The sequence below is a fragment of the Amycolatopsis sp. NPDC104819 genome (assembly GCF_055583145.1).
Genome location: NZ_JBVJON010000023.1, coordinates 65,579 through 90,832, shown reverse-complemented (window position 1 = coordinate 90,832; position 25,254 = coordinate 65,579). Strand labels below are relative to the sequence as shown.

General features: G+C 71.2%; 19 protein-coding genes and 1 pseudogene. 14 read left to right on the top strand and 6 right to left on the bottom strand.

All coding sequences use genetic code 11. The features are described from left to right. Positions 1-298 precede the first annotated feature (298 nt). From ACZ63E_RS44080 to ACZ63E_RS44065, 4 genes are all read left to right on the top strand, one after another. Entirely contained in the window at positions 299-676 is a 378-nt protein-coding gene (locus ACZ63E_RS44080) for a MerR family transcriptional regulator (RefSeq protein ID WP_465342289.1), read from the top strand. Positions 677-739: 63 nt separating this feature from the next. Continuing rightward, positions 740-1,369, top strand: a complete 630-nt coding sequence (locus tag ACZ63E_RS44075) for a hypothetical protein (protein ID WP_465342288.1) — start codon at positions 740-742, stop codon at positions 1,367-1,369. Then, positions 1,366-2,517: a PrsW family intramembrane metalloprotease gene (locus ACZ63E_RS44070; RefSeq protein WP_465342287.1), complete on the top strand. Its 1,152-nt coding sequence runs from the start codon at positions 1,366-1,368 to the stop codon at positions 2,515-2,517. Before ACZ63E_RS44075 ends, ACZ63E_RS44070 begins: the two co-directional genes overlap by 4 nt. Before the next feature lie 43 nt (positions 2,518-2,560). Then, positions 2,561-3,211, top strand: coding sequence for a peptidoglycan recognition protein family protein (locus ACZ63E_RS44065; protein ID WP_465342286.1), 651 nt, complete (start codon positions 2,561-2,563; stop codon positions 3,209-3,211). Here the strand turns inward: ACZ63E_RS44065 and ACZ63E_RS44060 are convergent. After that, complete coding sequence (locus tag ACZ63E_RS44060) at positions 3,203-4,561, bottom strand: type I glutamate--ammonia ligase (RefSeq protein WP_465342285.1); 1,359 nt, start codon at positions 4,559-4,561, stop codon at positions 3,203-3,205. The genes ACZ63E_RS44065 and ACZ63E_RS44060 overlap by 9 nt on opposite strands. Before the next feature lie 53 nt (positions 4,562-4,614). Here ACZ63E_RS44060 and ACZ63E_RS44055 point away from each other — a divergent pair, with 53 nt between their 5' ends. After that, complete coding sequence (locus ACZ63E_RS44055; protein ID WP_465342284.1) at positions 4,615-6,048, top strand: APC family permease; 1,434 nt, start codon at positions 4,615-4,617, stop codon at positions 6,046-6,048. Positions 6,049-6,075: 27 nt separating this feature from the next. Here ACZ63E_RS44055 and ACZ63E_RS44050 read toward each other — a convergent pair whose 3' ends face one another. Further along, complete coding sequence (locus ACZ63E_RS44050; protein ID WP_465342283.1) at positions 6,076-6,324, bottom strand: helix-turn-helix transcriptional regulator; 249 nt, start codon at positions 6,322-6,324, stop codon at positions 6,076-6,078. A gap of 777 nt (positions 6,325-7,101) precedes the next feature. Here ACZ63E_RS44050 and ACZ63E_RS44045 point away from each other — a divergent pair. Next, positions 7,102-8,334, top strand: a complete 1,233-nt coding sequence (locus ACZ63E_RS44045; RefSeq protein ID WP_465342282.1) for a hypothetical protein — start codon at positions 7,102-7,104, stop codon at positions 8,332-8,334. On the opposite strand, the gene cutA is transcribed toward ACZ63E_RS44045, so the two are convergent. Together cutA and ACZ63E_RS44035 are read right to left on the bottom strand one after the other, a co-directional pair. Next, entirely contained in the window at positions 8,331-8,657 is a 327-nt protein-coding gene (gene cutA / locus ACZ63E_RS44040) for a divalent-cation tolerance protein CutA (RefSeq protein WP_465342281.1), read from the bottom strand. The two genes, ACZ63E_RS44045 and cutA, sit on opposite strands and share 4 nt — an antisense overlap. An 83-nt stretch (positions 8,658-8,740) precedes the next feature. Continuing rightward, positions 8,741-9,118 carry a hypothetical protein gene (locus tag ACZ63E_RS44035; protein WP_465342280.1) on the bottom strand — a complete coding sequence of 126 codons (378 nt, stop codon included), beginning with the start codon at positions 9,116-9,118 and terminating at the stop codon, positions 8,741-8,743. Positions 9,119-9,279: 161 nt separating this feature from the next. Between ACZ63E_RS44035 and ACZ63E_RS44030 the strand changes: the two genes are divergently transcribed. The 3 genes from ACZ63E_RS44030 to lgt are packed head-to-tail and all read left to right on the top strand — an operon-like array spanning position 9,280 to position 12,608. Then, positions 9,280-10,404 carry an amidohydrolase family protein gene (locus ACZ63E_RS44030; protein ID WP_465342279.1) on the top strand — a complete coding sequence of 375 codons (1,125 nt, stop codon included), beginning with the start codon at positions 9,280-9,282 and terminating at the stop codon, positions 10,402-10,404. After that, complete coding sequence (locus tag ACZ63E_RS44025) at positions 10,401-11,570, top strand: M20 metallopeptidase family protein (protein WP_465342278.1); 1,170 nt, start codon at positions 10,401-10,403, stop codon at positions 11,568-11,570. The genes ACZ63E_RS44030 and ACZ63E_RS44025 overlap by 4 nt, the downstream gene beginning before the upstream one ends. Before the next feature lie 18 nt (positions 11,571-11,588). Further along, complete coding sequence (gene lgt, locus ACZ63E_RS44020; RefSeq protein ID WP_465342277.1) at positions 11,589-12,608, top strand: prolipoprotein diacylglyceryl transferase; 1,020 nt, start codon at positions 11,589-11,591, stop codon at positions 12,606-12,608. 147 nt (positions 12,609-12,755) lie between these two features. Here the strand turns inward: lgt and ACZ63E_RS44015 are convergent. Further along, positions 12,756-13,543 (bottom strand): annotated as a pseudogene (locus ACZ63E_RS44015) (SDR family oxidoreductase). 311 nt (positions 13,544-13,854) lie between these two features. Between ACZ63E_RS44015 and gltB the strand changes: the two are divergent. The 5 genes from gltB to ACZ63E_RS43990 all read left to right on the top strand — a co-directional run bounded on the left by gltB (position 13,855) and on the right by ACZ63E_RS43990 (position 23,870). Continuing rightward, complete coding sequence (gene gltB, locus ACZ63E_RS44010) at positions 13,855-18,408, top strand: glutamate synthase large subunit (RefSeq protein WP_465342276.1); 4,554 nt, start codon at positions 13,855-13,857, stop codon at positions 18,406-18,408. Then, the gene (locus ACZ63E_RS44005) at positions 18,401-19,909 is read left to right on the top strand and encodes a glutamate synthase subunit beta (RefSeq protein ID WP_465342275.1); all 1,509 of its coding nucleotides are present in this window, start codon (positions 18,401-18,403) and stop codon (positions 19,907-19,909) included. The genes gltB and ACZ63E_RS44005 overlap by 8 nt, the downstream gene beginning before the upstream one ends. 158 nt (positions 19,910-20,067) lie before the next feature. Continuing rightward, a complete protein-coding gene (locus ACZ63E_RS44000) occupies positions 20,068-20,955 on the top strand; it encodes a trypsin-like serine peptidase (RefSeq protein WP_465342274.1) in 888 nt (295 codons plus the stop codon). 81 nt (positions 20,956-21,036) lie between these two features. Further along, positions 21,037-22,428 carry an alpha/beta hydrolase gene (locus tag ACZ63E_RS43995; protein WP_465342273.1) on the top strand — a complete coding sequence of 464 codons (1,392 nt, stop codon included), beginning with the start codon at positions 21,037-21,039 and terminating at the stop codon, positions 22,426-22,428. Next, positions 22,428-23,870, top strand: coding sequence for a class II 3-deoxy-7-phosphoheptulonate synthase (locus ACZ63E_RS43990; RefSeq protein ID WP_465342272.1), 1,443 nt, complete (start codon positions 22,428-22,430; stop codon positions 23,868-23,870). Before ACZ63E_RS43995 ends, ACZ63E_RS43990 begins: the two co-directional genes overlap by 1 nt. 12 nt (positions 23,871-23,882) lie before the next feature. On the opposite strand, the gene ACZ63E_RS43985 is transcribed toward ACZ63E_RS43990, so the two are convergent. Continuing rightward, positions 23,883-25,133, bottom strand: coding sequence for a wax ester/triacylglycerol synthase family O-acyltransferase (locus ACZ63E_RS43985; RefSeq protein ID WP_465342292.1), 1,251 nt, complete (start codon positions 25,131-25,133; stop codon positions 23,883-23,885). Positions 25,134-25,254 lie beyond the last annotated feature (121 nt).

The window sequence follows — 25,254 nt, the reverse complement described above, 5'->3', positions numbered from 1 at the left end:
AACGTTGATCTTGGTCGACGATGTTCTAGCGGAAGCTCCGTTGCCTTGTGTCACGGGGTTGACATCACATCTGAAGCCTTAACTGCCCGGCCTTGGTCATTGGGGACGTCTGGGCTGCGGTTCGGGTGTTGTGAATGACTCTTTCATGGCGTCGGAGGGCATGAATGAGTCACTCACGGCATTGCGCTGCCGAGCCGCGCTGTCGAGCCGCGCTGTCGTGCGCGACCACTCCGCGGCAGAGCCCAGACCGGACCCCGCCCCTTGACCCGGAGTGCACTCCAGGTGTCACTCTGGGGCGGTGACGTCCTACACCCCGGCTCAGGTGACCGAAAAGACCGGCTTCACCATCGACACCCTCCGCTACTACGAGCGCATCGGCCTGCTCCACGAGGTCGGCCGCACCGCCGGCGGGCGTCGCACCTTCACCGACCACGACGTCGAGTTCCTCCAGCTCCTGCGCTGCCTTCGCTACACCGGCATGCCGGTCGCGGAGATGCTGCGGTTCGTCGAACTCCTCCGCTCCGGTGACGCGACGCAAGACGAGCGTCTCGAAGTTCTCCGTGAGCACGAAACCCGCGTCGCCGGGCAGATCGAGCGGTTGCGGGAACACCAGGAGCACATCCGGTTCAAGATCCGGCTCTACAGCGGGGCGGGTGAACTCGCGACCGCGGGCTGACGCCGGGAGGCCGGATCTCGCTCTCCGTGTTCTGATGGTGACCACAGACGAGAGGGGAACCGGGTGACCACCACACCGCCGCCGGGCTGGGTGCCCGTCGAGCACCGGCTGTTCGGGCTCGACCGCCGGACCTTCACACCCGCGCTGGTCGCCCTGGTGATCGCCGTGCTGCTCGCCTACGGGCTGCCCGCGCTGAACGCCGCCATCCCGTGGCACAACGAGATCCGGGCCGGCGACCGGCTCGACCTCGGGGACGGGGCGAGCGCCGTCCCGCCCGTCGGCTGGCAGCTGCAGAACGGCACGCTCCTCGGCGCCGCCGCGACGAACCCGGCGACCCTGCAGACCGACCTCGCCACCGGCGGCGCGACCATCGCCCTGCGCGGCGCGCCCTACCGCGGTTCCGCCGAAGACTTCCTCGACCAGGTCGAACGCTCCGAAGGCGACGTGCCCGGCGTCAACGGCGCCCGGGGCACCGTGACCACCGCCGCCGGGCTGACCGGCGTCGGGCAGAGCGGGACCGGGCCGGGCGGCGACGCCCTCGACGTCGCCTTCAAGATGGCCGCGCCCGGTCAGGACGCCGACGCCGCGCCCGCGCTGCTCTTCCGCGTGCGGACCGCGCCGGGCCAGTTCGAGCGCTTCCGCGACGAGATCAACGGCGTCCTGCGCAGCATCACCCCGGGAGCGGGCCGGTGACCGCGCCACCGGGGACCAAGGCGGCCCAGCTCACCGCCATCGAAGAGTCCGGCTGGGGGCAGCCGTTCCGGTTCTTCCAGCCGCACAACCTGGCCTTCTGGGTCTACCTCGCCGGCGTCGGCGGCGGCGCGCTCGCCATGCTGCGGTACTTCGGCACCGGCGGTGAGTTCTACACCCCGGCCCTGACCGGCGGGATCCTGCTGTTCGGGCTCTACCTCGTGCCCTGGTTGCTGCTGCTGCGCCACCAGAACCGCTACACCGCCCAGCCGGGCGGGCTGCTGGCGGCGGCGTTCGCCTGGGGCGGGATCGCGGCGGCGTTCTGGGTCGCGCTCCCGGCCAACACGGCCCTGCTGGAGATCTGGACGAAGCTCGGCGGCACCGCGTTCGCCTCGAACTGGGCCGCCGGCCTGACCGCGCCGATCGACGAGGAGTTCGCGAAGGCGCTCGGGCTGGTGCTCCTGATCGGGCTCGCGCCGCGGCTGGTCCGCAGCGTCTACGACGGCTTCATCATCGGCGCCTTCCTCGGCCTGGGCTTCCAGGTCTTCGAGGACGTCCTCTACGTCTACAACGGCGCGGCCCAGACCTTCGGCGCCGACCAGCTGAGCTCGTCGCTGCAGATCTTCGTGGTCCGCGGCGCGTCCGGGATCGTGTCGCACGCGCTGTTCAGCGCCATCTTCTGCGCCGGCCTGATGTGGGTGCTGGGCCGGGACCGGGCCGACCGCAACGTCGTCCGCGGTGTGCTGACCATGCTGACGGCGATGGTCTTCCACTTCGCCTGGGACGACATGAACGGCCTCGGCGGCAACGGCCCGCTCGTCGGCGTGCTGCCGTTCGTGATCGCGGCGGTCGAGCTGACGTTCCTGTTCTACGTCCTGCGCCACGCCGCCCGCCGTGAACGCGGCTGGACGCGCGAGCTGCTCGGCCCGGAGGCGGAGGCGGGGGTCGTCGACCCGCCGCTGCTCGACGCCGTCAGCGGCCTGCGGAAGCAGCGCAAGGCCTACCGCAAGCACGTCCGCAGCCGCCGCGTCGCGCGGCACCGGATGGCCGCCGCGAGCGACCTCGCCCGGGAGATCGCCCGGGCCGGCGGCCAGGAGACCACCCGCGTCGCCCACGCGCGCGCCGAGGTCGTCCGGCTCCACCGGCGCTGACGTTTGTACAAAAGCTGTACGCGGCCGCGGCAGAGTCCGCCGCATGGACCTCAGCCACCTCCCGCGGCGCACCTTCCTCCGCGGCGCCGCCGGGCTCGCCGTCGCCGGCGCGACCGGTCTCGTGCTGCCCCGGGCCGCCCAGGCCGCCACCGCGCCCCGGATCCACAGCTGCGCCGAGTGGGGCGCCCGGCCGCCCGCCGACGCGCTCACCACCCTCGACCACCCCGCGAACCGCATCCTCATCCACCACATCGCGAGCGCCAACAGCACCGACTACTCGCTGGCGCACGCCTTCCAGGTGGCCCGCGACGACCAGCACGACCACATGGACAACAACGGCTGGTCCGACACCGGCCAGCACTTCACCGTCAGCCGCGGCGGCTACCGGCTGGAAGGGCGGCACGGCAGCCTCGACGCCCTGCGCGGGCGCACCACGATGATCCAGGGCGCGCACTGCCCCGGCCAGAACACCAACGCCATCGGCATCGAGAACGAAGGCCTCTACACCAGCGTCGAGCCGCCCGAGGCGCAGTGGGCGTCGCTCGTGGTGTTCTGCGCCTACATCTGCCGCCAGTACGGCATCGGCGTCGAGGAGATCAAGGGGCACCGCGACTTCTACAACACCGAATGCCCCGGCGACCGCCTCTACGCGAAACTCCCGCAGTTGCGCGAAGAAGTGGCCGCGTCAATGTAGGTAACGCACGAGGGCGCAGAGCTCAGCCGGGGGCAGCGCGCCGAGCCGCGCGATCTCGCCGCGTCGCACGTCCATCAACGTCGTCGCGAACTCGGCGCCGAACGCCGAGGTCAATGCCGGGTCCGCCTCGAACGCCGTCACCGCTTCGGCCAGCGAGGTCGGCAGGCGGACGGCCGAGGGCAGCGTCCCCGGGTCGACGTCCACCGGCTCCGGCAGCGACGCCTCGTCGGCGACGCCGGCCAGGCCCGCGAACAGCAGCGCCGCCACCACCAGGTACGGGTTCGCGGTCAGGTCGAAGCACTTGACCTCGAAGTTGGCCGTCCGGTCGCGCTGCCCGGCCGGGCCCTGCACCAGCCGCAGCGGCGCCTCGCGGTTTTCCAGGCCCCACACCGAAAACACCCCGGCCCAGTGGTGTGGCTCGAGCCGCAGGTAGCTGACCACCGACGGCGCGCCGATCGCCAGCAACGCCGGCAGCCGGGCGAAGATCCCCGCGCCGAACGCCTCCGCCGTCGGCGTCAGGCCGAACCGGCCGTCGCCGCCGGCGCACAGGTTGCGGTCGCCGTCCCAGAGGCTCAGGTGGACGTGGCCGCCGTTGCCCACGCCGTCCGGCGCGAACTTCGGGGTGAACGACGCGCGCAGCCCGTGCCGGGCGCTGACCATCCGGATCGTCTCGCGGGTCAGCACCGCGACGTCCGCCGCGCGCACCGGCTCCTCCGGCGCCACCGACAGCTCGAACTGCCCGGCCGCGTACTCCGGGTGGACCTGTTCGACCACCACGCCCTGAGCGGACAAAGTGGACACCAGCTCCCGCAGGTAGCCCGCCTGCGCGGAAAGCCGCGCGAAGCCGTAGGCCGGGCCCGCCGTGGCCGAGCGCGGGTCGTCCGGCGCGTCTTCCGCCGTGATCACCCACTCGATCTCGAACGCGGTCCGCACGTGGTAGCCCAGGGCAGCGAGCCGGGCCGTCGCGGTGGCGGCCAGCGCCCGCGCGTCCAGCGGGTGCGGCTCGCCTTCCTGGTCGTACTTGCGGACCGGCGCCCACGCCCAGCCCGGCTGCGCGGCCAGCGGCACGAGCGCGTCGAGGTCCGGGTGCAGCCGCAGGTCGCCGACCGGGCCGCGGCTGTAGGTCCCGTCGGTGATGTCGTCGGTGGCCAGGAAGAAGTCGAACGAGTTCGACGCGCCGACGCCCCACGCCGCCGCCGACCACAGCCGGTCCACCGGGACGGCCTTGACCCGCGCGATGCCGCTGTTGTCCACGAAGGTCAGCGCGACCAGCTCGACGCCGGCCGCGCGCAGGCCGTCGGCCCGGAGCGCGCCCTGCTGTGCGAGTTCTGCCCGATCGAGCTGGCTCATCCTGCTCCCGTCGATGTTCACTTGAGTTTCACCGCAGAAAAGAGGTGAAGATCGTGTCAGACACCGTCGAAACCCGTCCAGGCCTGCGCCGGTCGCTGTCCGTCTGGCAGGCCTTCGGCCTGTCCGTCGCGCTGATGGCCCCGAGCATGGCCGCCAACATCAACCCCCAGCAGACCGCCGCCTCGGCCGGGCGCGCCGTCCCGCTCGCGTTCCTGCTCTCGGCGGTCGGCGTGCTGCTGGTCGCGTACGGCTTCGTCAAGCTCTGCCAGTACTACCAGCACGCCGGCTCGGTGTACGCGTTCGTCGGCGCGACGCTCGGCCCACGCGCCGGTGTCGTCTCCGGCATCGGCCTTCTCGGCACCTACACGTTCTACGCCGTCGTCACGAGCTCGGCCGCGGGCACGCTCGGCACGGCTTTCCTCACGCAGGTGGGGATCTGGCCGAACCCGCCGTCGTGGGGGCCGTTCGTGCTGACGGCGGTCGCGCTGGCCGGCGCCTGGCTGCTCGCGGTGGTTCCCGCGCGCCGCGGCACGAGCACGCTGCTCGCGGTCGAGGGCGCGACGATCGCGGTGATCCTGCTGGTCACGGCGGTGATCCTGGTCCGGCTCGTCGCGGGCAACGCCCCGGACGGCGCGCGTTTCACCCTGGACGTGTTCGTCCCGGACACGGGAGTGTCCGGAGTGTTCCTCGGCGCGGTGTTCGGCTTCCTGTCCTTCGCCGGCTTCGAAGCCGCGGCAACGCTCGGCGAGGAGACCCACGACCCGAAGCGCAACATCCCCCGCGCGATCCTCGGCACGGCGATCTTCGGCGGCGTCTACTTCGTGGTGGTCACGGCGGTCGAGATGATGGCGTTCGGCACGGACGCGACGACGTTCCACGACTCGCCGTCCCTGCTGGGCGACCTCGGCAGCCGCTACGCGGGAGGCTGGGTCGGCGACGTGATCAGCGTCGGCGCGGCGATCAGCGCGTTCGGCTGCTGCCTGGCCTGCATCGTCGGCGGCTCACGGCTGCTGTTCGCCCTGGGCCGCGACGCACTCGGCGGCCGCGGCATCGGCCGGACGTCCCGCCGGGGCACCCCGGTCACCGCGGTCAGCGTGGTCACCGGCGCGGCAGTGCTGATCATCCTGGTGTGCGCGCTGTTCTTCGGAGCAACGGCGTCGGACACGTTCGCCTGGAGCGGCTCGATCGGCACGTTGGTGTTGCTGGTGATCTACCTGCTGACGACGATCGGCGCGATCCTCCTGCTGTTCGTGAAGCGCCGCATGCGAGTACCGGCGTGGCACCTGGTGTTCCCGATCGGCGCGCTCGCGGTGCTGGGGTACACGGTGTACGTCAACGTGGTCCCGTACCCGACGGAGGGCCCGGCGCGGTGGTTCCCCGTGGTGGCGGGGGCGGTGCTGGTGCTGGCGGTGATCTTGGTGCTGGCCGCGCCGGGGTTCGCTCGTCGGGTGGGGGAGAGGTTGAGCACGGTGGACGGCGGCGCATGACTGAGGTGCCGCTCGACCAGGACTGGACTACAGCGGCTTGGCCAGCTCGCGCCGACCGATGTCGGTGAGCACGTAGTAGCGCTGGGCCTCGGCAGCCGAGGACTCATCCCAGCCATCGGCGAGCCAGCCGCGTTCGAGCAGTCGTGTCAGCAGCGAGTTCAGCCGATTTCCGCGAAGATTCGCCGCACCGCGCAGATCGTCGCTTGAGAAGCGGGCATCGTCAGGTCCCGCGAGCAGCACCATCGCCAGCCTGCGCATTTCCCGGGTCGATCGCATGGCCTGATGCTAGTCCTCGTCGTCTTGCACCGGCGGTTCCGGCGGCCGGCGGAACACGCTCGACCGGTACGTGCCGCCCGGTCGGGTGGGGCCGGTCGGTTGTAGCGGGGGTCGGCTTCCCGGCAAGCCGAAGACCACCTTTCCGTCCTGACCTCCGACGAGGCAACTGCGTCGGTCCAGGCGGCGAGGCAGTGGGTTCTTGGTCAACGGCTTTCCTAACGCCTCGGAGGTGGCGGTTGGATTGGGCGAGGTTGCGGGGCAGGGTTGTCACGCGTGGGCGAGCTGGGCCTGTCTTTGCCCGGCCCGGGCCTCGTGGGTCCTGGACCGGCGGGGTTACGTCGCATCGGCTGTCCGGCCGGAGGTCATGGGCGGTACTCGGCGGAGCACCTGTGGCCGCGGAGGGCACGCGGACTGGTGACGTGGCCACATTCCCGGCATGTGAACTTCAGCGGAAGCGGCGGCCGGGGCGGGGGCGCCGGGCGGGCGAATCCGGGCGCGCCGTCAAGCCACGCCGTGAACAGTGCGAGCGGGCTGACACCGGTTTCGTTGCCCAGGTACCGACGCCGCGTGTACTGGCCTCCGCGCTTGCCAGGCATGGTTCGGGCGTAGCCCGGACACGGCTGACCGGGTACTGGAATTCCACTTTCGTGTGGTGTCACGAGGTCGACGCTAAGAGCGATAATGGCTGGTAGGAGGAGCCCGTGAGGGTGGCCATTCGGAGGGGTGGCCAGAACTGGGGGCCAGGACGCTGGTGGCGCCGGACCACGAGGAGTACGTATGGAGCAGCAAGGGATAGGCCTTCTGCTCCGGCTCCTGCGGAAGCAGGCAGGCCGTTCTCAGGCGGATCAGGCCGAGGTGCTGTCCGAGTTGTCGGGACGCGCCGTCACCCGGAACGAGATCTCGCGGTGGGAGTCCGAGCGACGCCTGATGTCGCCGTTCTGGCAAAAGCACATCGCCGCAACCTTCGAAGTTGACGACGAGGCGATCCGACGAGCTGTCTCGGTGACCCGTGCGGAACGGCGGAAGGCGAAGACGGGAGAGGTAGTGCAGCGGCGTGAGTTCATCGGAGCAATGGCGACGTTGGCGATTCCGCTCGCCCGTACGGAACAGCCGACCGGTCGTCGCATCGGACACTCCGATATCGATGAGCTGCGTCGTAGGACGGCTCGCCTCCGACGCCTCGACAACGTCATAGGCGGAGCAGAGACGTTCCCGGTGTACACCGTCGAGGTCGATTTCACCGAGCGCCTGCTCCGCGACTCCAGCCACACGATCGAAATCGGCCGACAGCTGCGAGCGCTGTTGGCCGAGCAACAGCAGCAGGCGGGCTGGGCCGCCTTCGACCACGGTCAGCACGCCCTTGCCCAGCGGCTGTATCGCGACAGCCGGCAGGCCGCCGAAGAGGCAGGTGCGCTTGACCTGGCAGGGAACGCCCTGGCCTACGCCGCGTACCAGCAGACCAGTACACCTTCGCGGAGCGGGATCGCGCTGGCCACCGACTCGTGCGACGTCGCTCGGCCGATGGCCACGCCAAAGGTGAATGCGTTGCTGCTCGAGCGGAAGGCCTGGGCACACGCGACGGTCGGTGAGGCACGCGAGGCCGACCGGGCTTTGAACCTGGCACGCGAGGCCTTGCAAGCCCCGGATCACCGAACGGAACCGGACTGGGTGTTCTGGGTGGACGAAGCCGAGATCGACATCATGGCCGGCCGATGCTGGACCGAGCTGCGCCGGCCGCTGCGGGCTGTACCGGTGCCGGAACGGGTGCTGTCGGGGTTCGACGACACCCACGCACGGGACAAGGCGCTCTACCTGACGTGGTTGGCCACGTCCTATTTGGAAGCCCGCGAGATCGAACAGGCTGTCACGATCCTTGGTCGCGCCGCGGACCTGGCTGCCGGAGTCAGCTCGGTACGCCCGGCCATCCGGATCGGCACGGTAGCCCGGCGGCTGGCGCGGTATCGGGCGACGCCTGCCGTCGCGGACCTGCTGACCCGCTTGGGCGCCTAAGCTTCGGCCCCGGTCGACGTCTCGATCCACCGCAAGTAGCCCGGGGAACCACGAACCAGCTCGACCGCGGTCACCTCGGGCTTGGCCCAAGGGTGTTCAGTGATGATGTGCGCCTCCAACTCGGCGTAGCGAGTGTCCGTGGTCTTGAACGTCACGTTCCACTCTTCGCCTTCACCTTGCTCGCCGGCGTGCCAGAAGAACGACACCACGGGGCCAGTGACCTGCGCGGTGGCAGCAAGGCGCGCGGCTACGGCCGATCCGGCGATCTTCGTGCCCGAGGCGCGGTCCGGGGTGGTCGTGGTCACGAGAAGATGGACGGCCATGCAAGCAGCCTAAGGGCGGACGCGCAGCTCGCACAGGCTGTCCGCGCCGGAGCTCGCTCAGAGGAGGTGCCGAGGTGTGTTCGTCACGCCGCGGCTGCCGGAGGACGCCCGGCCCGTTCGGGGCGGCGTACCACCAGCGCGCCGGCCAACACGATCCCGCCGAGCGCGAGCAGGCCCCAGCCGAAACCGCGCCGCGTCGACAGCGCGCTGTCACACGCTGCCTGGTAACCGGCGGTGCCGTCGGAGAGCCTCCAGCCGGCACCGGCGTCGGCGGCGTAGGCGTTCGTCAAAGCGTTGACGTTCGAATCGTGCGCGGCCTGGCTCATGTCGGTGTGGAACCCGGTCCCGCACGCCACGGACTGCCCACCCGTGGCGGTCGCCTTCACGGGGACCCCGAGCAGGACCAGCGCACCCAGGACGACGGCGGCTGCGACGACGGCGACGAATGTGCGGGGCGTCATGACGTCCTCCGAGGGAATAGGCGGCGTTTCGGCACAGGTCGCCCCGATCAGCGATCTTGTTACGCGCGTCCGCTACCTGCTCGTCGGTGGATCTTCGTCCTGTCCACACCCGCCCTCGCTCGTAAGGTGGAGCAGAGCCTGACCACCACGAACGGAGGCCCATGACCGACCTGCTCCCGTTCGTCGCGGACCTGCCGCTGGTGGACCACCACTGCCACGGCGTGATCACGAAAAACGTGGCCCGCGCGGACTTCGAAGCGATGCTGACCGAGGCCGACACCACCTCGCCGCTCGGCACCAGCCTCTTCGACTCGCTCATCGGGCTCGCCGTGCGCGAACGCTGTGCACCCGTCCTCGACCTGCCGAAGCATGCCGAACCCGACGTCTACCTCGAACGCCGCGCCGAGCTCGGCGCGGCCGAGGTGGCGAGGCGGTTCCTGCGGACCACCGGCACCACCGACTTCCTGCTGGACGGCGGTTTCCTCCCCGACGCGCTCACCACGACCGGGGACTTCGCGGATCTCGCCGGCGCCCGCGCGCACGACGTCGTCCGGCTGGAACAGGTCGCCGAAGCCGTGATCCGCGGGAGCACGGCTGAAGGGTTTGCCACGGCCTTCGCCGATGAGCTGGGGAAACGGGCGAAGACCGCCGTCGGGCTCAAGTCGATCGCCGCCTACCGGGTCGGCCTCGAACTGAAAGCAGAGCCGCCGACGCCGGCTGAGGTCGCAGCCGCCGCGGGGCGGTGGCTGCGCTCCGGAGAGGCCCGGCTCGCCGATGAGGTCCTCCACCGCTTCCTCGTCTTCAGCGGGCTCGACCTCGGCTTGCCCGTGCAGTTCCACGTCGGCTACGGCGACGCCGACGTCGACCTGCACCGGTGCGATCCGCTGCTGCTCACCGGCCTGCTGCGGGCCACCCGAGACCGCGGGGTGCCGATCCTGCTGCTGCACAACTACCCCTTCCACCGCAACGCCGCGTATCTGGCGCAGGTCTTCGAGCACGTGTTCGTCGACGCCGGGCTCATCACGCACAACGCGGGGTTCCGGGCCCCGGCGATCCTCGCCGAGCTGCTGGAGCTGGCGCCGTTCGGGAAGGTGCTCTTCTCCACCGACGCGTTCGGCCTCGCCGAGCTGTACCACCTGGGCACGGCCCTGTTCCGGCGGGGACTGTCCGACTTCCTGCGTGCCGCGCTGGCGAACGGCGCAATGTCCGAAGTGGACGCCGTCCGGATGTGTGCTTTGGTGGGACACGAGAACGCGAAGAGGATCTACCGCTTGGAGCGCGTGTGAGTGACCTGTGGGCCCGGTGGACACGGGCGATCGCCGAGGAACTGCCCGCCGCCGTCGAGCTCCGGCACGCCGTGCACGCCGACCCGCGCGGCTCCGGCGACGAGGAGGACACCGCCCGCCTGGTCGCCGAAGCCCTCGGCGCGGGTGACGGGACCCGGGTCGCCAAGACCGGCCGCGCGATCCGGCTACCCGGTGGCGAAGGCCCGGCGATCGCGCTGCGGGCCGAGCTCGACGCGCTGCCGGTGCTGGAAGGCACCGGCGTGCCGTGGGCGTCGGAGTCGGACCTGATGCACGCGTGCGGCCACGACGTCCACCTCGCCGCGCTGGTCGCGGTCGGCCGCGCGGCGGTGCGCGTCGGCGTGCCGCGCCCGATCCTGGCGCTGCTGCAGCCGCGGGAGGAGACGTCGCCGCCCGGCGCGCTCGACGTCGTCGAGTCCGGGGTGCTGGCCGAAGCGGGCGTGGACACGGTGATCGGCGCGCACGTCCAGCCGCGGATCGCGCACGGGGTCGTGTCGGCGGTGCCGGGCCCGGTGAACGCCTCCACCGACGAGTTCGAGGTGACGATGCACGGCCAGGGCGGCCACGCCGGCTACCCGCACCTGCTGCGCGACCCGATCCTGGCGCTGTCCCAGCTGGTCGTGAGCCTGCAGCAGCTGGCGTCGCGCCGGATCGACCCGGTGCACGGCGCGGTCTGCTCGGTCGGCCGCATCCAGGGCGGTGCGGCGGCCAACGTCGTTCCGAACAGCGCGTCGGCGTTCGGCTCGCTGCGCCTGATGCGCGCGAAGGACCGCGAGCGCGCGCTGGCGACGCTCGCGGAGATCGTCCACGGCACGGCGCAGGCCCACGGCTGCACGGCCGAGCTGCAGATCAACCCGTGCGAGCCGGTGCTGGACAACGACCCGGCGCTGGCGGCGGCCGCGCAGGGCTGGCTCCGCCACGGCGGGTTCACCGTCGACGACGAGTTCCGCTCCTTCGGCGCCGACGACTTCGCCCACTACTGCGGCGGCCCGACCCGCGGGCTGATGTTGTTCGTCGGCCTCGGCGACACGGCCGGCGTGCCCAGCCTCCACGACGAGCGCTTCCTCCCGCGCGACCAGGCCGTCACCCAGGTCGCGCACGCGCTGGTGGCGGGCTACCTGGCCGCCTTGGAGGCGCCGGCGCCTTAGCGCTACGGTGACCGCGTGATGACCGCCTACCTCGCGACGTTCCCGAGCCCCGACCGCGGGGTCTGGCACCTGGGACCGATCCCGATTCGCGCGTACGCCCTGTGCATCATCGCCGGCATCATCATCGCCATCTGGTGGGGTGAACGGCGCTGGGTCGCCCGCGGCGGCACCAAGGGCACGGTCATCGACGTCGCGGTGTTCGCCGTGCCGTTCGGCCTGGTCGGCGGCCGGTTATACCACGTCGTCACCGACCCCGAGCTGTACTTCACCGAGGGCAAGAACCCCTGGAAGGCCTTCGCGATCTGGGACGGCGGCCTCGGCATCTGGGGCGCCATCGCCCTCGGCGCGGTCGGCGCGCTCATCGCGTGCCGCCGCAAGGGCGTCCCGCTGCCGGCGATGGCGGACGCGATCGCCCCCGGCATCGTCGTCGCGCAGGCCATCGGCCGCATCGGCAACTACTTCAACCAGGAGCTCTACGGCGCGCACACCGACCTGCCGTGGGGCATGGAGGTCTTCCAGCGCTTCAACCCGGAAGACCCGGAAAACCTGCTGAACGGCGTCGCGACGGGCCACATCCCGCTGCCGGAGAGCCCGGTCCACCCGACGTTCCTGTACGAGCTGATCTGGAACCTGCTGGTCGCGCTGCTGGTGGTCTGGGCGGACCGCAGGTTCAAGCTGGGCCACGGGCGGGCGTTCGCGCTGTACGTCGCGGGTTACACGGTCGGCCGCGGCTGGATCGAGATGATGCGCACCGACACGGCCAACCACATCCTCGGCCTGCGGGTGAACGTCTGGACGTCGATCCTGCTGTTCGCAGCGGCGGTGGTGTACTTCGTGGTCGCCGGGAAGCGCGGGCCTCGAGAGCTGCCGGAGACGCTGCGGAGCAAGGACGCGCCGAGCCCGGACGAGACGCCGGTCGAGGACGCCGCCCCGGCGGGCGAGGAGCCCGAGCACGCCAAGGTGGCGGCCGAGGCCCCGGCGGAGAAGCCCGCCGAAGAGGCCCCGGCGGAAGAGCCGAAGAAGACCGACGAGAGCTGAGCGCTCGAGCTTTCCGAAGTCCGTCACCAGGACACCCGGTGATGGCCGCCAGCGCCCCAAGGCCACATTGGTTGCGTCAGACGCACCGAAGGCCACATTGGGGCGCTCGTTTTCCACGCTAACCGGGGGCTACCGACAGTCCCGGGGTCACGAAAGGTCCGGCAGGCCCAGGTCCAGGTTGGGCGCCTGCAGCCCGCCGTCCACCTCGAGCACCTTGCCCGTGATGTACCCGCCGGCCCGCGAGGCCAGGAACACCACCGTCGCCGCGATGTCCTCGGCCTCGCCGAGGCGCTTCAACGGCGTCGCCGACTCCATCTTGGAGCGCAGCTCCGGGTTGCCCGCCACGATCTCCAGGGCCGACGTCAGGACCGAGCCCACGGAGATCGCGTTCACCCGCACCTTCGGGGCCAGGTCCGCCGCCGCGAGCCGCGTGTAGTGGGCCAGGGCCGCTTTCGCCGTTCCGTACGCCGCGAAGCCGCGGCCGCTGACCCGGCCCATCACCGACGAATGTTGACGATCGAGCCGCCCGACTCCGCCAGCGAGGGGGCCGCCGCCACCGTCAGCGCGTGGGCCGTCGCCACGTTGAAGCGGAACGCCTCTTCCATGAAGTCCACCGAAGACTCCAGCAGGGGCCGCGGGTACGTGCCGCCGACGTTGTTGACCACCAGGTCGAGGCGACCGAGCTCGGTCACCGCCGTCGACGCCAGCGCCGCCGTGGCCTCGGGTGAGGAGAGGTCGCCCGGCACGGGCACTGCACGGCGGCCAAGCGCCGTAACGCGCGAAGCGACCTCGGAAAGCTGGGAAGCGGTGCGGGCCGCGATGACCACGTCGGCGCCCGCTTCGGCGAGGGCCACGGCCGTGGCCGCGCCGATCCCGCGTCCCGCGCCGGTGACCACCGCGACCTGCTCGTCGAGCCGGAACCGGTCGAGGATCATGGCCGGAAACGTAACACGTTCTAGTGATCGGCGACACAGCTCCACTGTGCTGCGTCGGGCCGGTCACGTTAGGCTTGACGGACGTTTCCCAGCCGTATACTTAGCAGAACGAACTACTGGGAACCCATCAGGAACTATGTCGTTCCGCGCAGCCAGATCGTTACCGTCCGACGCCGTTCGGCGCGCTCCGAAGTGCTGCTGGCGTGTTTCCCAGGTGTTAAAGTCGCGCTAACAAGCGGGCCATCGTCGTCCCGTGCGCTCCCCGGCCGGTAGCCCGGCCCGCACGAACAGACGACGAAGGAGGTCCCTTCATGATCTTCTCCGCCATGCCCGGCAAGCAGGGTCTCTACGACCCGGAGACCGAGCAGGACTCCTGCGGTGTGGCCATGGTGGCCGACATCCGCGGGCGCCGTTCCCACGGCATCGTCACCGACGGCCTGGCCGCGTTGACCAACCTGGACCACCGGGGCGCCGCGGGCGCCGAGCCGACCAGCGGTGACGGCGCGGGCATCCTGCTGCAGCTGCCCGACACGCTGCTGCGCGCCGAAGCCGGCTTCGCGCTCCCCGAACCCGACGAACACGGCCACCACACCTACGCCGCGGGCATCGCGTTCCTGCCCGAAGACGCCGAGCAGCGCCGCAAGGCCGTCGAGCTGGCCGAACGCATCGCCGTCGAAGAGGGCCTCGAAGTCCTCGGCTGGCGCGAGGTGCCCGTGGACGCCGACCGCGCCGACATCGGCCCGACCGCCCGCTCGGTCATGCCGCACTTCGCCATGCTCTTCGTGGCCGGTGACGGAAGAGCGGGCGTGGAGCTCGACCGCCTGGCCTTCTGCCTGCGCAAGCGCGTCGAGCACGAAAGCGCGAACTCCGGCTGTGGCACGTACTTCCCGTCGCTGTCCTCGCGGACGATCGTCTACAAGGGAATGGTGACGCCGGAGCAGCTGCCCGCGTTCTTCGCCGACCTGCGTGACGAGCGGCTGGAAAGCGCCATCGCCCTGGTGCACTCCCGCTTCTCCACCAACACCTTCCCGTCGTGGCCGCTGGCCCACCCCTTCCGGTTCGTGGCCCACAACGGCGAGATCAACACCATCCGCGGCAACCGCAACCGCATGCGGGCCCGCGAGGCGCTGCTCGAGTCCGAGCTGATCGACGGCGACCTGAGCCGGCTGTTCCCGATCTGCTCGCCGGACGCGTCGGACTCCGCGTCGTTCGACGAGGTCCTGGAGCTGCTGCACCTCGGCGGCCGCTCGCTGCCGCACGCGGTGCTGATGATGATCCCGGAGGCGTGGGAGAACCACGCGACGATGAAGCCCGAACGCCGCGCGTTCTACCAGTTCCACGCCAGCCTGATGGAGCCGTGGGACGGCCCGGCCTGCGTCACCTTCACCGACGGCAGCCTGGTCGGGGCGGTCCTCGACCGCAACGGCCTGCGCCCGGCGCGTTGGTGGCGCACGGCCGACGACCGCGTGGTCCTCGCCAGCGAGGCCGGCGTCCTCGACGTCGCGCCGAAGGACGTCGTCGCCAAGGGCCGCCTCAAGCCCGGCAAGATGTTCCTGGTCGACACCGCGGCCGGCCGGATCGTGGACGACGAGGAGGTCAAGTCCGCGCTGGCCAAGGACCTCCCGTACGAGGGCTGGCTGCACGCCGGGCTGCTCCAGATCGCCGAGCTGCCCGACCGCGACCACGTCGTGCAGAGCCACGACTCGGTGCTGCGCCGCCAGCTTTCCTTCGGCTACACCGAAGAAGAGCTGAAGATCCTGCTCGCGCCGATGGCCGAGAAGGGCGCCGAGCCGATCGGGTCGATGGGCTCCGACACCCCGCCCGCGGTGCTGTCGAAGCGATCTCGGCTCCTCTACGACTACTTCAAGCAGAACTTCGCGCAGGTGACCAACCCGCCGCTGGACGCGATCCGCGAGGAGCTCGTCACCTGCATGGCGCGGATCATGGGCCCGGAGCGCAACCTCCTGGCGCCGGGACCGGCTTCCTGCCGCCACCTCAAGCTGCCGTACCCCGTCATCGACAACGACGAGCTCGCCAAGCTCATCCACATCAACGACGACGGCGACCTCCCCGGGTTCGCGTGCAGTGTCCTTTCCGGACTGTACGAAGTGGACGGCGGCGCCGAGGCGCTGGCCGCGGCGATCGAGCGGGTCCGGCGTGAGGCGTCCGAGGCGATCGCGGCCGGCGCGCGCACGCTCGTGCTGTCGGACCGCGACTCCGACCACCGGATGGCGCCGATCCCGTCGCTGCTGCTGGTCTCCGCGGTGCACCACCACCTGGTCCGCACCAAGGAACGCCTGCGCGTCGCGCTGGTCGTCGAGTCCGGCGACGCGCGCGAGGTGCACCACATCGCGCTGTTGCTGGGTTACGGCGCCGCGGCGGTCAACCCGTACCTGGCCTTCGAGACCATCGAGGACATGATCGGGCAGGGCGCGGTCACCGGCATCGAGGCCGGCAAGGCGATCCGGAACTACGTGCAGGCGCTCGTCAAGGGCGTTCTGAAGATCATGTCCAAGATGGGCATCTCGACGGTCGGCGCGTACACCGCCGCCCAGGTCTTCGAGTCCCTCGGCCTCGGCCAGGACCTGCTCGACGAGTACTTCACCGGGACGTCGTCGAAGCTCGGCGGCGTCGGGCTCGAGGTGCTCGCCGAAGAGGTCGCCGTGCGGCACCGCCGCGCGTACCCGGACAACCCGACCGAACGGGTCCACCGTGGACTCGACACCGGTGGCGAGTACGCCTACCGCCGCGAGGGCGAGCTGCACCTGTTCACGCCGGAGACGGTGTTCCTGCTGCAGCACGCGTCCAAGACCGGCCGCGAAGAGGTCTACCGCTCCTACACCGACGAGGTGCACCGCCTCTACCGCGAAGGCGGCACGCTGCGCGGGCTGTTCTCCTTCCGCAACGGCGTGCGTGAGCCGATCCCGCTCGACGAGGTCGAGCCCGCCGAAGCGATCTTCAAGCGCTTCAACACCGGCGCCATGTCGTACGGCTCGATTTCGGCCGAGGCGCACGAAACCCTGGCCATCGCGATGAACCGGCTCGGCGGCCGGTCCAACACCGGCGAGGGCGGCGAGGACCCGGAACGCCTCTACGACCCGGAACGCCGCAGCGCGATCAAGCAGGTCGCTTCGGGCCGGTTCGGTGTCACCAGCGAATACCTCGTCAACGCCGACGACATCCAGATCAAGATGGCGCAGGGCGCGAAGCCCGGCGAGGGTGGCCAGCTGCCGCCGAACAAGGTGTACCCGTGGATCGCGCGCACCCGGCACTCGACGCCGGGGGTCGGCCTGATTTCCCCGCCGCCGCACCACGACATCTACTCCATCGAGGACCTGGCGCAGCTGATCCACGACCTCAAGAACGCCAACGAGCACGCCCGCATCCACGTGAAGCTGGTGTCCTCGCTCGGCGTCGGCACGGTCGCGGCCGGGGTGTCCAAGGCGCACGCGGACGTCGTGCTCATCTCCGGGCACGACGGCGGCACCGGCGCGTCCCCGATGAACTCGCTCAAGCACGCGGGCACACCGTGGGAGATCGGCCTCGCCGAGACCCAGCAGACGTTGCTGCTCAACGGGTTGCGTGACCGGATCACCGTGCAGGTCGACGGCGCCATGAAGACCGGGCGCGACGTCGTCATCGCGGCGCTGCTCGGCGCCGAGGAGTACGGCTTCGCGACGGCCCCCCTCGTCGTCGCGGGCTGCATCATGATGCGCGTCTGCCATCTCGACACCTGCCCGGTCGGCGTCGCCACGCAGAGCCCCGAGCTGCGCAAGCGGTACACCGGCCAGGTCGAGCACGTGATCAACTTCTTCAAGTTCGTCGCCGAGGAAGTCCGGGAAACCCTGGCGTCGCTGGGCTTCCGGACCCTCGACGAAGCCATCGGGCACGCCGAGCTGCTCAACACCGACGAGGCCGTCGACCACTGGAAGGCGTCCGGGCTGGACCTGGCGCCGATCTTCGAAATGCCGTCGGAGACCCCGTACGGCGGCGCCAAGCGGCGCACCCGCGGCCAGGACCACGGCCTCGAGCACGCGCTGGACCGCACGCTCATCCAGCTCGCCGAGGCGGCCCTGGAAGACGCGCACAGCGTGAACATCGAGCTGCCGGTGCGCAACGTCAACCGGACCGTCGGCACGCTGCTCGGCTCGGAGATCACCCGCCGCTACGGCGGGGAAGGCCTGCCCGAGGGCACGATCACCGTCAAGCTGACCGGGTCGGCCGGGCAGTCGCTCGGCGCGTTCCTGCCGCGCGGCATCACCCTCGACATGGTCGGCGACGCGAACGACTACGTCGGCAAGGGCCTCTCGGGCGGCCGGATCGTCGTCCGCCCCGACCCGGCGGCCGCGTTCGCCGCCGAGGCGCAGACGATCGCCGGCAACACGATCGCCTACGGCGCGACCGCCGGCGAGATCTTCCTGCGCGGCCAGGTCGGCGAACGCTTCTGCGTCCGCAACTCCGGCGCCACCGTCGTCGCCGAGGGGGTGGGCGACCACGCCTTCGAGTACATGACCGGCGGCCGCGCGGTGGTGCTCGGCCCGACCGGGCGCAACCTGGCGGCCGGCATGTCCGGCGGCATGGCGTTCGTGCTCGACGTCGACCGCAAGAAGGTCAACCAGGACATGGTCGACCTGCTCAAGCCGGGCCCGGACGACCTCGCCTGGCTGAAGAAAACCGTGCAACAGCACTACGATCTCACCCGCTCTGCGGTGGCGGCCTCGCTGCTCGGCGACTGGCCGCGCCGCTCGGCGGCGTTCACGAAGGTGATGCCGCGCGACTACCAGCGGGTCCTGGACGCGGCGAAGGCGGCGCGCGCCGCCGGCCGCGACGTCGACGAGGCGATCATGGAGGCCGCTCGTGGCTGACCCGACCGGTTTTCTCAAGTACGGCCGCGAAGAGCCGAAGAAGAAGTCCAAAGAGGACCGGCTGCACTCGTGGGGCGAGGTCTACGCGGACGTCGACCCGGGCGAGCGCAACGAAAAGGTGCGCAAGCAGGCGTCGCGGTGCATGGACTGCGGCATCCCGTTCTGCCACTCCGGTGGTTCGGGCTGCCCGCTCGGCAACCTGATCCCCGAGTGGAACGACCTGGTCCGCCGCGGTGACTGGGCCGCGGCCGGCGACCGGCTGCACGCCACCAATAACTTCCCCGAGTTCACCGGGAAGCTGTGCCCGGCGCCGTGCGAGGCGGGCTGCGTCCTGTCGATCTCGCCGGACTCGGGCGGGCCGGTGGCGATCAAGCGCGTCGAGCAGACGATCGCCGACCAGTCCTGGGAAGCCGGTTACGTCCAGCCGCAGGTGGCGGAGGTGTCGTCCGGCCAGCGGGTCGCGGTGGTCGGCTCCGGCCCGGCCGGGCTCGCCGCCGCCCAGCAGCTGACCCGCGCCGGCCACGAGGTCACCGTCTTCGAGCGCGACGACCGGCTCGGCGGGCTGCTGCGTTACGGCATCCCCGAGTTCAAGATGGAGAAGAAGGTCCTCGACCGCCGGCTCGCGCAGCTGCGCAAGGAGGGCACCCGGTTCGTCACCGGCTGCGAGGTCGGCGTCGACCTGACGGTGGAGGACCTGCGCGCGCAGTACGACGCGGTGGTGCTCGCGGTCGGCGCGCTGCGCGGCCGCGACGACACGGTGACCCCGGGCCGCGAGCTGGCCGGCGTCCACCTGGCGATGGAACACCTGGTGCCGGCCAACAAGTTCGTCGAGGGTGACGGCCCGCCGTCGATCGACGCGCGCGGCAAGCACGTGGTGATCATCGGCGGCGGTGACACCGGCGCCGACTCCTACGGCACGGCCACCCGCCAGGGCGCGCTTTCGGTGACCCAGCTGGACCAGTACCCGACCCCACCGTCCACAAGGGACGACGAGCGCTCGCCGTGGCCGACCTGGCCGTACATCCTGCGCACGTACCCGGCGCACGAAGAGGCGGGCGAGCGGAAGTTCGCGGTGGCGGTCAAGCGGTTCGTGGGCAACAACGAGGGCCGGGTGAGCGCGGTGGAGCTCCAGCAGGTGCGGGTGCAGAAGGACCCGTCGACCGGCCGCCGCGAGGTCATCCCGGTCAACGACGAGATCGAGACGCTCCCGGCGGACCTGGTCCTGCTGGCGATCGGCTTCGAAGGCGTCGAGGAGATGCCGCTGCTGGAAGGTCTGGGCCTGTCCCTGACCCGCCGCGGCACGCTGTCGTGCGGCGTGGACTGGCAGACCGAGACCCCAGGCGTGTTCGTCTGCGGTGACGCCCACCGCGGCGCGTCCCTGGTGGTGTGGGCGATCGCGGAGGGTCGTTCGGTGGCCAACGCCGTCGACACGTACCTGACGGGCGCGTCGGACCTGCCGGCGCCGGTCCACCCGACGGCGTTGCCGCTCGCCGTCGTCTGATCGCAGGGTTCCGAAAGCCCCCTCGCCGCTGGTGAGGGGGCTTTCGACCGTTTCGACCCATTACGCCGAACGGTGGCTGCGCTCTGCGTACACGGACAACTACTTTCGAGTAACCGTGCCGGTTTCGCGGTAATTCACCTCGGCGGAAGGTGGGCGTCTTGAAGCACACGGCTCTCCGGACAGCGGTCGTGACCGCAGTCCTCTCCCTAGCGTTCGCCCTGGTCGGCGTGCCCGCCCAGGCCGCTCCGAAACCCTTCTGGACGCCCGAGGCCATGCGGTCGGCCGTCCCGATGGACAACCTCGTCAAGGTGCCCGCCTTCACCCCGAAGGACGTCGCGCGCGGGCAAGCCGCCATCATCCAAAGCATTCCCAACGGCGGGGGCGTCTGGACCGGCGGCGGCCAGGTCACCCATACCGCCGGGCGCGTGTTCTTCGTCTTCAACGGCCAGAACGCGTCCTGCTCCGGGGACGCCGTCACCAGCACCAACGGCAGCGTGGTCGTCACCGCCGGGCACTGCGTCAAGTACCAGGGCACCTGGCACACCCAGTGGACCTTCGTGCCGGGGTACGACAACGGCAACGCGCCCTACGGCCAGTGGGCGGCCAAGACCACCCTGACCACACCACAGTGGGAAGCCAGTGAAGACATGAACTACGACGTCGGCATGGCCGTGGTGAACCCGCTGAACGGGCAGCGGCTCACCGACGTCGTCGGCGCGCAGGGCATCGCCTTCAACCAGCCGAAGAACCAGAGCATGTACACCTTCGGCTACCCGGCCGAGGCGCCCTACGACGGCACCAAGCTGGACTACTGCAGCGGCACCACCTTCACCGACTTCCTGCTCACGAAGGACCACGGCATGCGCTGCACCATGACCGGCGGCTCGAGCGGCGGCCCGTGGTTCCTGTCGTTCAGCGAGGCGACCGGCACCGGCGTCCAGGCCTCGGTGAACAGCTTCGGTTACGTCTTCCTGCCCGGTTACATGTTCGGGCCGTACTTCGGCGCCGACGCGCAGAACCTCTACAACCGCGCGCAAGCCGCGTGAGGCGCGTCAGCCCGGGGGAGGACAACGGAGTCCGGCCCCTGGGCTGACGTCCGCGCGGGCTTGCCGGGCCAGGCTCGGAGCATGCGAAGACTGTCGGCCCTCCTGGTTTTCCTGCCCCTGCTCGCCGCGCCGCCGGCGGCCGCGGCGCCGCGGCTCACCTGGACGACCCCTTGCCCGGACTACGGCATGTCGCCGTCGCCCACCGCCGGGCTCGAATGCGCGACCCTGCGTGTGCCGCTCGACTACGCCCATCCCGGGCGCACCATCGAGCTGACGCTCTCCCGGCACACCGCCGTCCCCGGCAAGCGCCGCGGCGCGCTGCTGATGAACCCCGGCGGCCCGGGCAGCCCCGCGCTCGCCATGCCCGCGCAGCTGCTGGCGCGGATGGGCGGCACCGGCCTGCCCGACGCCTACGACGTCATCGGCTTCGACCCACGCGGCACCGGCTACAGCACGCCGGTGACCTGCGACATGACCCCCGAGCAGCGGGGCGCGGTGCTCGGCCCGTACGCGGACGGCCCGCGTGACGTCGTCACCACCGCGGCGAAGGCGCGTGTGGTGGCGCAGAAGTGCGGCGAAGCGGCGACGGCGGACCTGCTGCCGCACATGACCACCGCGAACACGGCCCGGGACCTGGACCGGATCCGGGAAGCGCTGGGGGAGAAGAAGATCTCCTACTACGGCGTCTCGTACGGCAGTTACCTCGGCGCCGCCTACACGTCGATGTTCCCCACCCGCAGCGACCGGATCGTGCTCGACAGCGTTCTCGGCCCGCGAGGCCTCGACGTCGTCGCGAACCAGCGTTTCGCCGAAGGCTTCGCCGACCGGTTCCCGGACTTCGAGGCCTGGGCCGCCGCGCGTGACGACGTCTACCACCTGGGCCGGACCCCGGAAGCGGTGACGGCGAAGTTCGCCGAGCTGGCGGCCGTGCGGAGCCCGGAGTTCCGCTCGGACACCTGGAACGGGCTCTACGACGACGCGTTCTTCCCCGCGCTGGCCGCGGAATGGGCCGGCCCGGCGCGGGCCGCGGCGGGGCCGCTCGACGGCGACACCCGCGCGGCGCTGCAGCTGCAGGTGATCTGCAACGACTCCGACTGGCCGGAGCAGGTCGGCTACTACCGGCGTGCGGTCGAGCGCGAACGGGTGCGGCACCCGATGTTCGGCCCGGCCGCGGCGAACGTGAACCCGTGCGCGTTCTGGCCGGTCGAACGCACCGAGCCGCCGGTGCGGGTGGGCGGCCCCGGCCCGGCGGACGTGCTGCTCGTGCAGAACCGGCGTGACCCGGCGACCCCGCTTTCGGGAGCACGCGAAACGCGAGCGGCTTTCGGGAACCGGGCGCGAATGGTGACCGTCGACGCCGGCGGGCACGGTGTCTTCACGCGGGACAACGCCTGCGGGAACGCCGTGGTGCTGCGCTATCTGCGTGACGGGGTGTTTCCGGCGAGCGACGGCTCCTGCCCGCCGGGGAGGTGATGGGCCGACCGGGGGGAGCGAAGCGCGGCGGGAACCTTATCCTGGGTGTCGTGAACTGGACTGTGGACGTCCCCGTCGACACACTGCCCGAACTGCCGCCGCTCCCGCCCGAACTGCGGGAACGGCTCGACCAAGCACTGGCCCTCCCCGCCGCGCAGCAGCCGGAGTGGCCCGATCCGGACGCGACCCGCCGGGTCCGCGGTGTCCTGGAGAGCGTGCCGCCGATCACCGTGCCCGCGGAGATCGACCGGCTCAAGGACCGGCTGGCGATGGTCGCCAACGGCGAGGCCTTCCTCCTGCAGGGCGGCGACTGCGCGGAGACGTTCGAGTCCAACACCGAGCCGCACATCCGCTCCAACCTGCGCACCCTGCTGCAGATGGCGGTCGTGCTGACCTACGGCGCGAGCCTGCCGGTCGTCAAGGTCGGGCGCATCGCCGGCCAGTACGCCAAGCCGCGCTCGGCGGCCACCGACGCGCTGGGCCTGCCGGTCTACCGCGGCGACATCATCAACTCGCTGGTCGCCAAGCCCGAGCTGCGCGTGCCCGACCCCGGCCGGATGATCCGCGCCTACGCCAACGCGGGCGCGGCGATGAACCTGGTCCGCGCCCTCACCGGCGCCGGCATGGCCGACCTGCACCAGGTGCACGACTGGAACAAGGACTTCGTGTCGGCGTCGCCGGCGGCGCAGCGCTTCGAGGCGCTGGCCAACGAGATCGACCGCGGCCTGCGGTTCATGTCGGCCTGCGGCGTCACCGACACGTCGCTGCAGTCGACCGAGATCTTCGCCAGCCACGAGGCGCTGCTGCTCGACTACGAGCGTTCGATGCTGCGGCTCGACAAGGCGGACGCGGCCAACCCGAAGCTGTACAACCTGTCGTCGCACTTCCTCTGGGTCGGCGAGCGCACCCGCCAGCTGGACGGCGCGCACATCGCGTTCGCCGAGCTCCTGTCGAACCCGATCGGCCTGAAGATCGGCCCGACGACCACGCCGGAGCAGGCGCTCGAGTACGTCCAGCGGCTCGACCCGCGCAACGAGCCGGGCCGCCTGACGCTGATCGCGCGGATGGGCAACGGCAACGTCCGCGAGGTGCTGCCGGCGATCGTCGAGAAGGTCGAGGCGTCCGGGCACAAGGTCATCTGGCAGTGCGACCCGATGCACGGCAACACGCACGAGTCGTCCACCGGGTACAAGACCCGCCACTTCGACCGCATCGTCGACGAGGTCCAGGGCTTCTTCGAGGTGCACAACAAGCTGGGCACCTACCCGGGCGGCATCCACGTGGAGCTGACCGGCGAAGACGTCACGGAGTGCCTGGGCGGCGCCCAGGAGATCTCGGACATCGACCTCTCCGGCCGCTACGAGACGGCGTGCGACCCGCGGCTGAACACCCAGCAGTCGCTGGAGCTGGCGTTCCTGGTCGCGGAGATGCTCCGCGGCTGACAGCGCTCGGCGTCAGGAGGCGTCGAGCAGGCGGGACGCGGACTTCAGCACCGCGTCCCGCAGCGACCCGACGTCCGGGACCGCCTCGCCGTTGACCTGCAGTCCGATGTGGACGGCGTCGCGGTAGGTGGCCACCGCGATGCCGACCGCGTGGCGCGGGGCCAGCGGGACGAACGGGTAGATCTCGGCCAGCCGGGCGCCGTCCAGGGACAGGCGGGCCGGGGGGACCGGGACCGTCGTGATCACCAGGTCGAACAGCATCGGCGCGGCCTGGCCCGCCCGGCGGGTGCCCAGGCGGTGCAGCAGCGGCGGCACGCGGCCGGCCAGCAGCGGGAGCGCTCCGGCGCCGCGGCTCGGGCCCGCCGCCTTGTTGCGGGTCATCGCGCGGCGGACGACGCGCAGCCGCTCGACCGGGTCGTCCTCGCCGACCGGCAGGTCGCAGAGGTAGCCCGAGAGCTTGTTGCCGCCGAGCTGGTCACCCGCCCGGCCGCGCACGCTCACCGGGATCAGCGCGCGCAGCGTGCGGCCGTCGGCGCGGTGGCCGCGGTTCACCAGCCATTCGCGCAGCGCGCCGGAAAGCACCGCCAGCACGACGTCGTTCGTCGTGCCGCCGTGGGTCCGGCGCACCTCGCGCAGCTCCGCCAGCGGCAGCCGGACGAACCCCAGCCGCCGTTCGGCTGACGGCGGCGCCGACACCGGCGACAGCGGCGGCCGCGCGGCGCGCACCAGCGACGACGCGATCCCGGCCGTCTCGTTCGCCTGGCCCCACGCCGTGCCCAGTGCGTCCTTCACCGTGTCCAAAGTGGAGCGCGGCGCGGGAATCGACCGCGACGGCGCCGCGATCCGCTCCGGCAGCTTGACGCCGTCGAGCAGCCCGGCCGCCACCGCGTACGCCCCGGCGCCGTCGGTGAGCGCGTGGTGCAGCTTCAGCAGCAGTGCGAACCGGCCGTCGGGCAGCCCGGTGGCCAGCGTGAGATCCCACAGCGGACGGCTGGTGTCGAGCGGCTCGGCGATCCACCGCGACGCGAACGCCGCCAGCGGGTCCGGTTCGTACAGCGAACTGAGCGGCGCGTGGTGGATGTGGTGCGCGGCAACGAACTCCGGGTCGTCGGCCCAGCTGGCCGAGCCCGGCGGGAACAGCTCCGCGCGCGCCCGCTGGCGCAGCTTCGGCAGCCGGGCGGCCCGGTCGGCGAGCAGTTCGGTCAGCACAGCGGGATCCACCGGGCCGCGCGGGGTGAAGGTGACCACCGCGCCCATGTGCATGGGGGTGGTTTCGCTTTCCAGGCAAAGGAAAGCGACATCGAGTGCGCTGAGCGGCGAGCCTGCCATGAGCGACCTTTCCCATCCGGGTTCGCGGGTGTGCACGGCCACGTGCGTCGGGGGG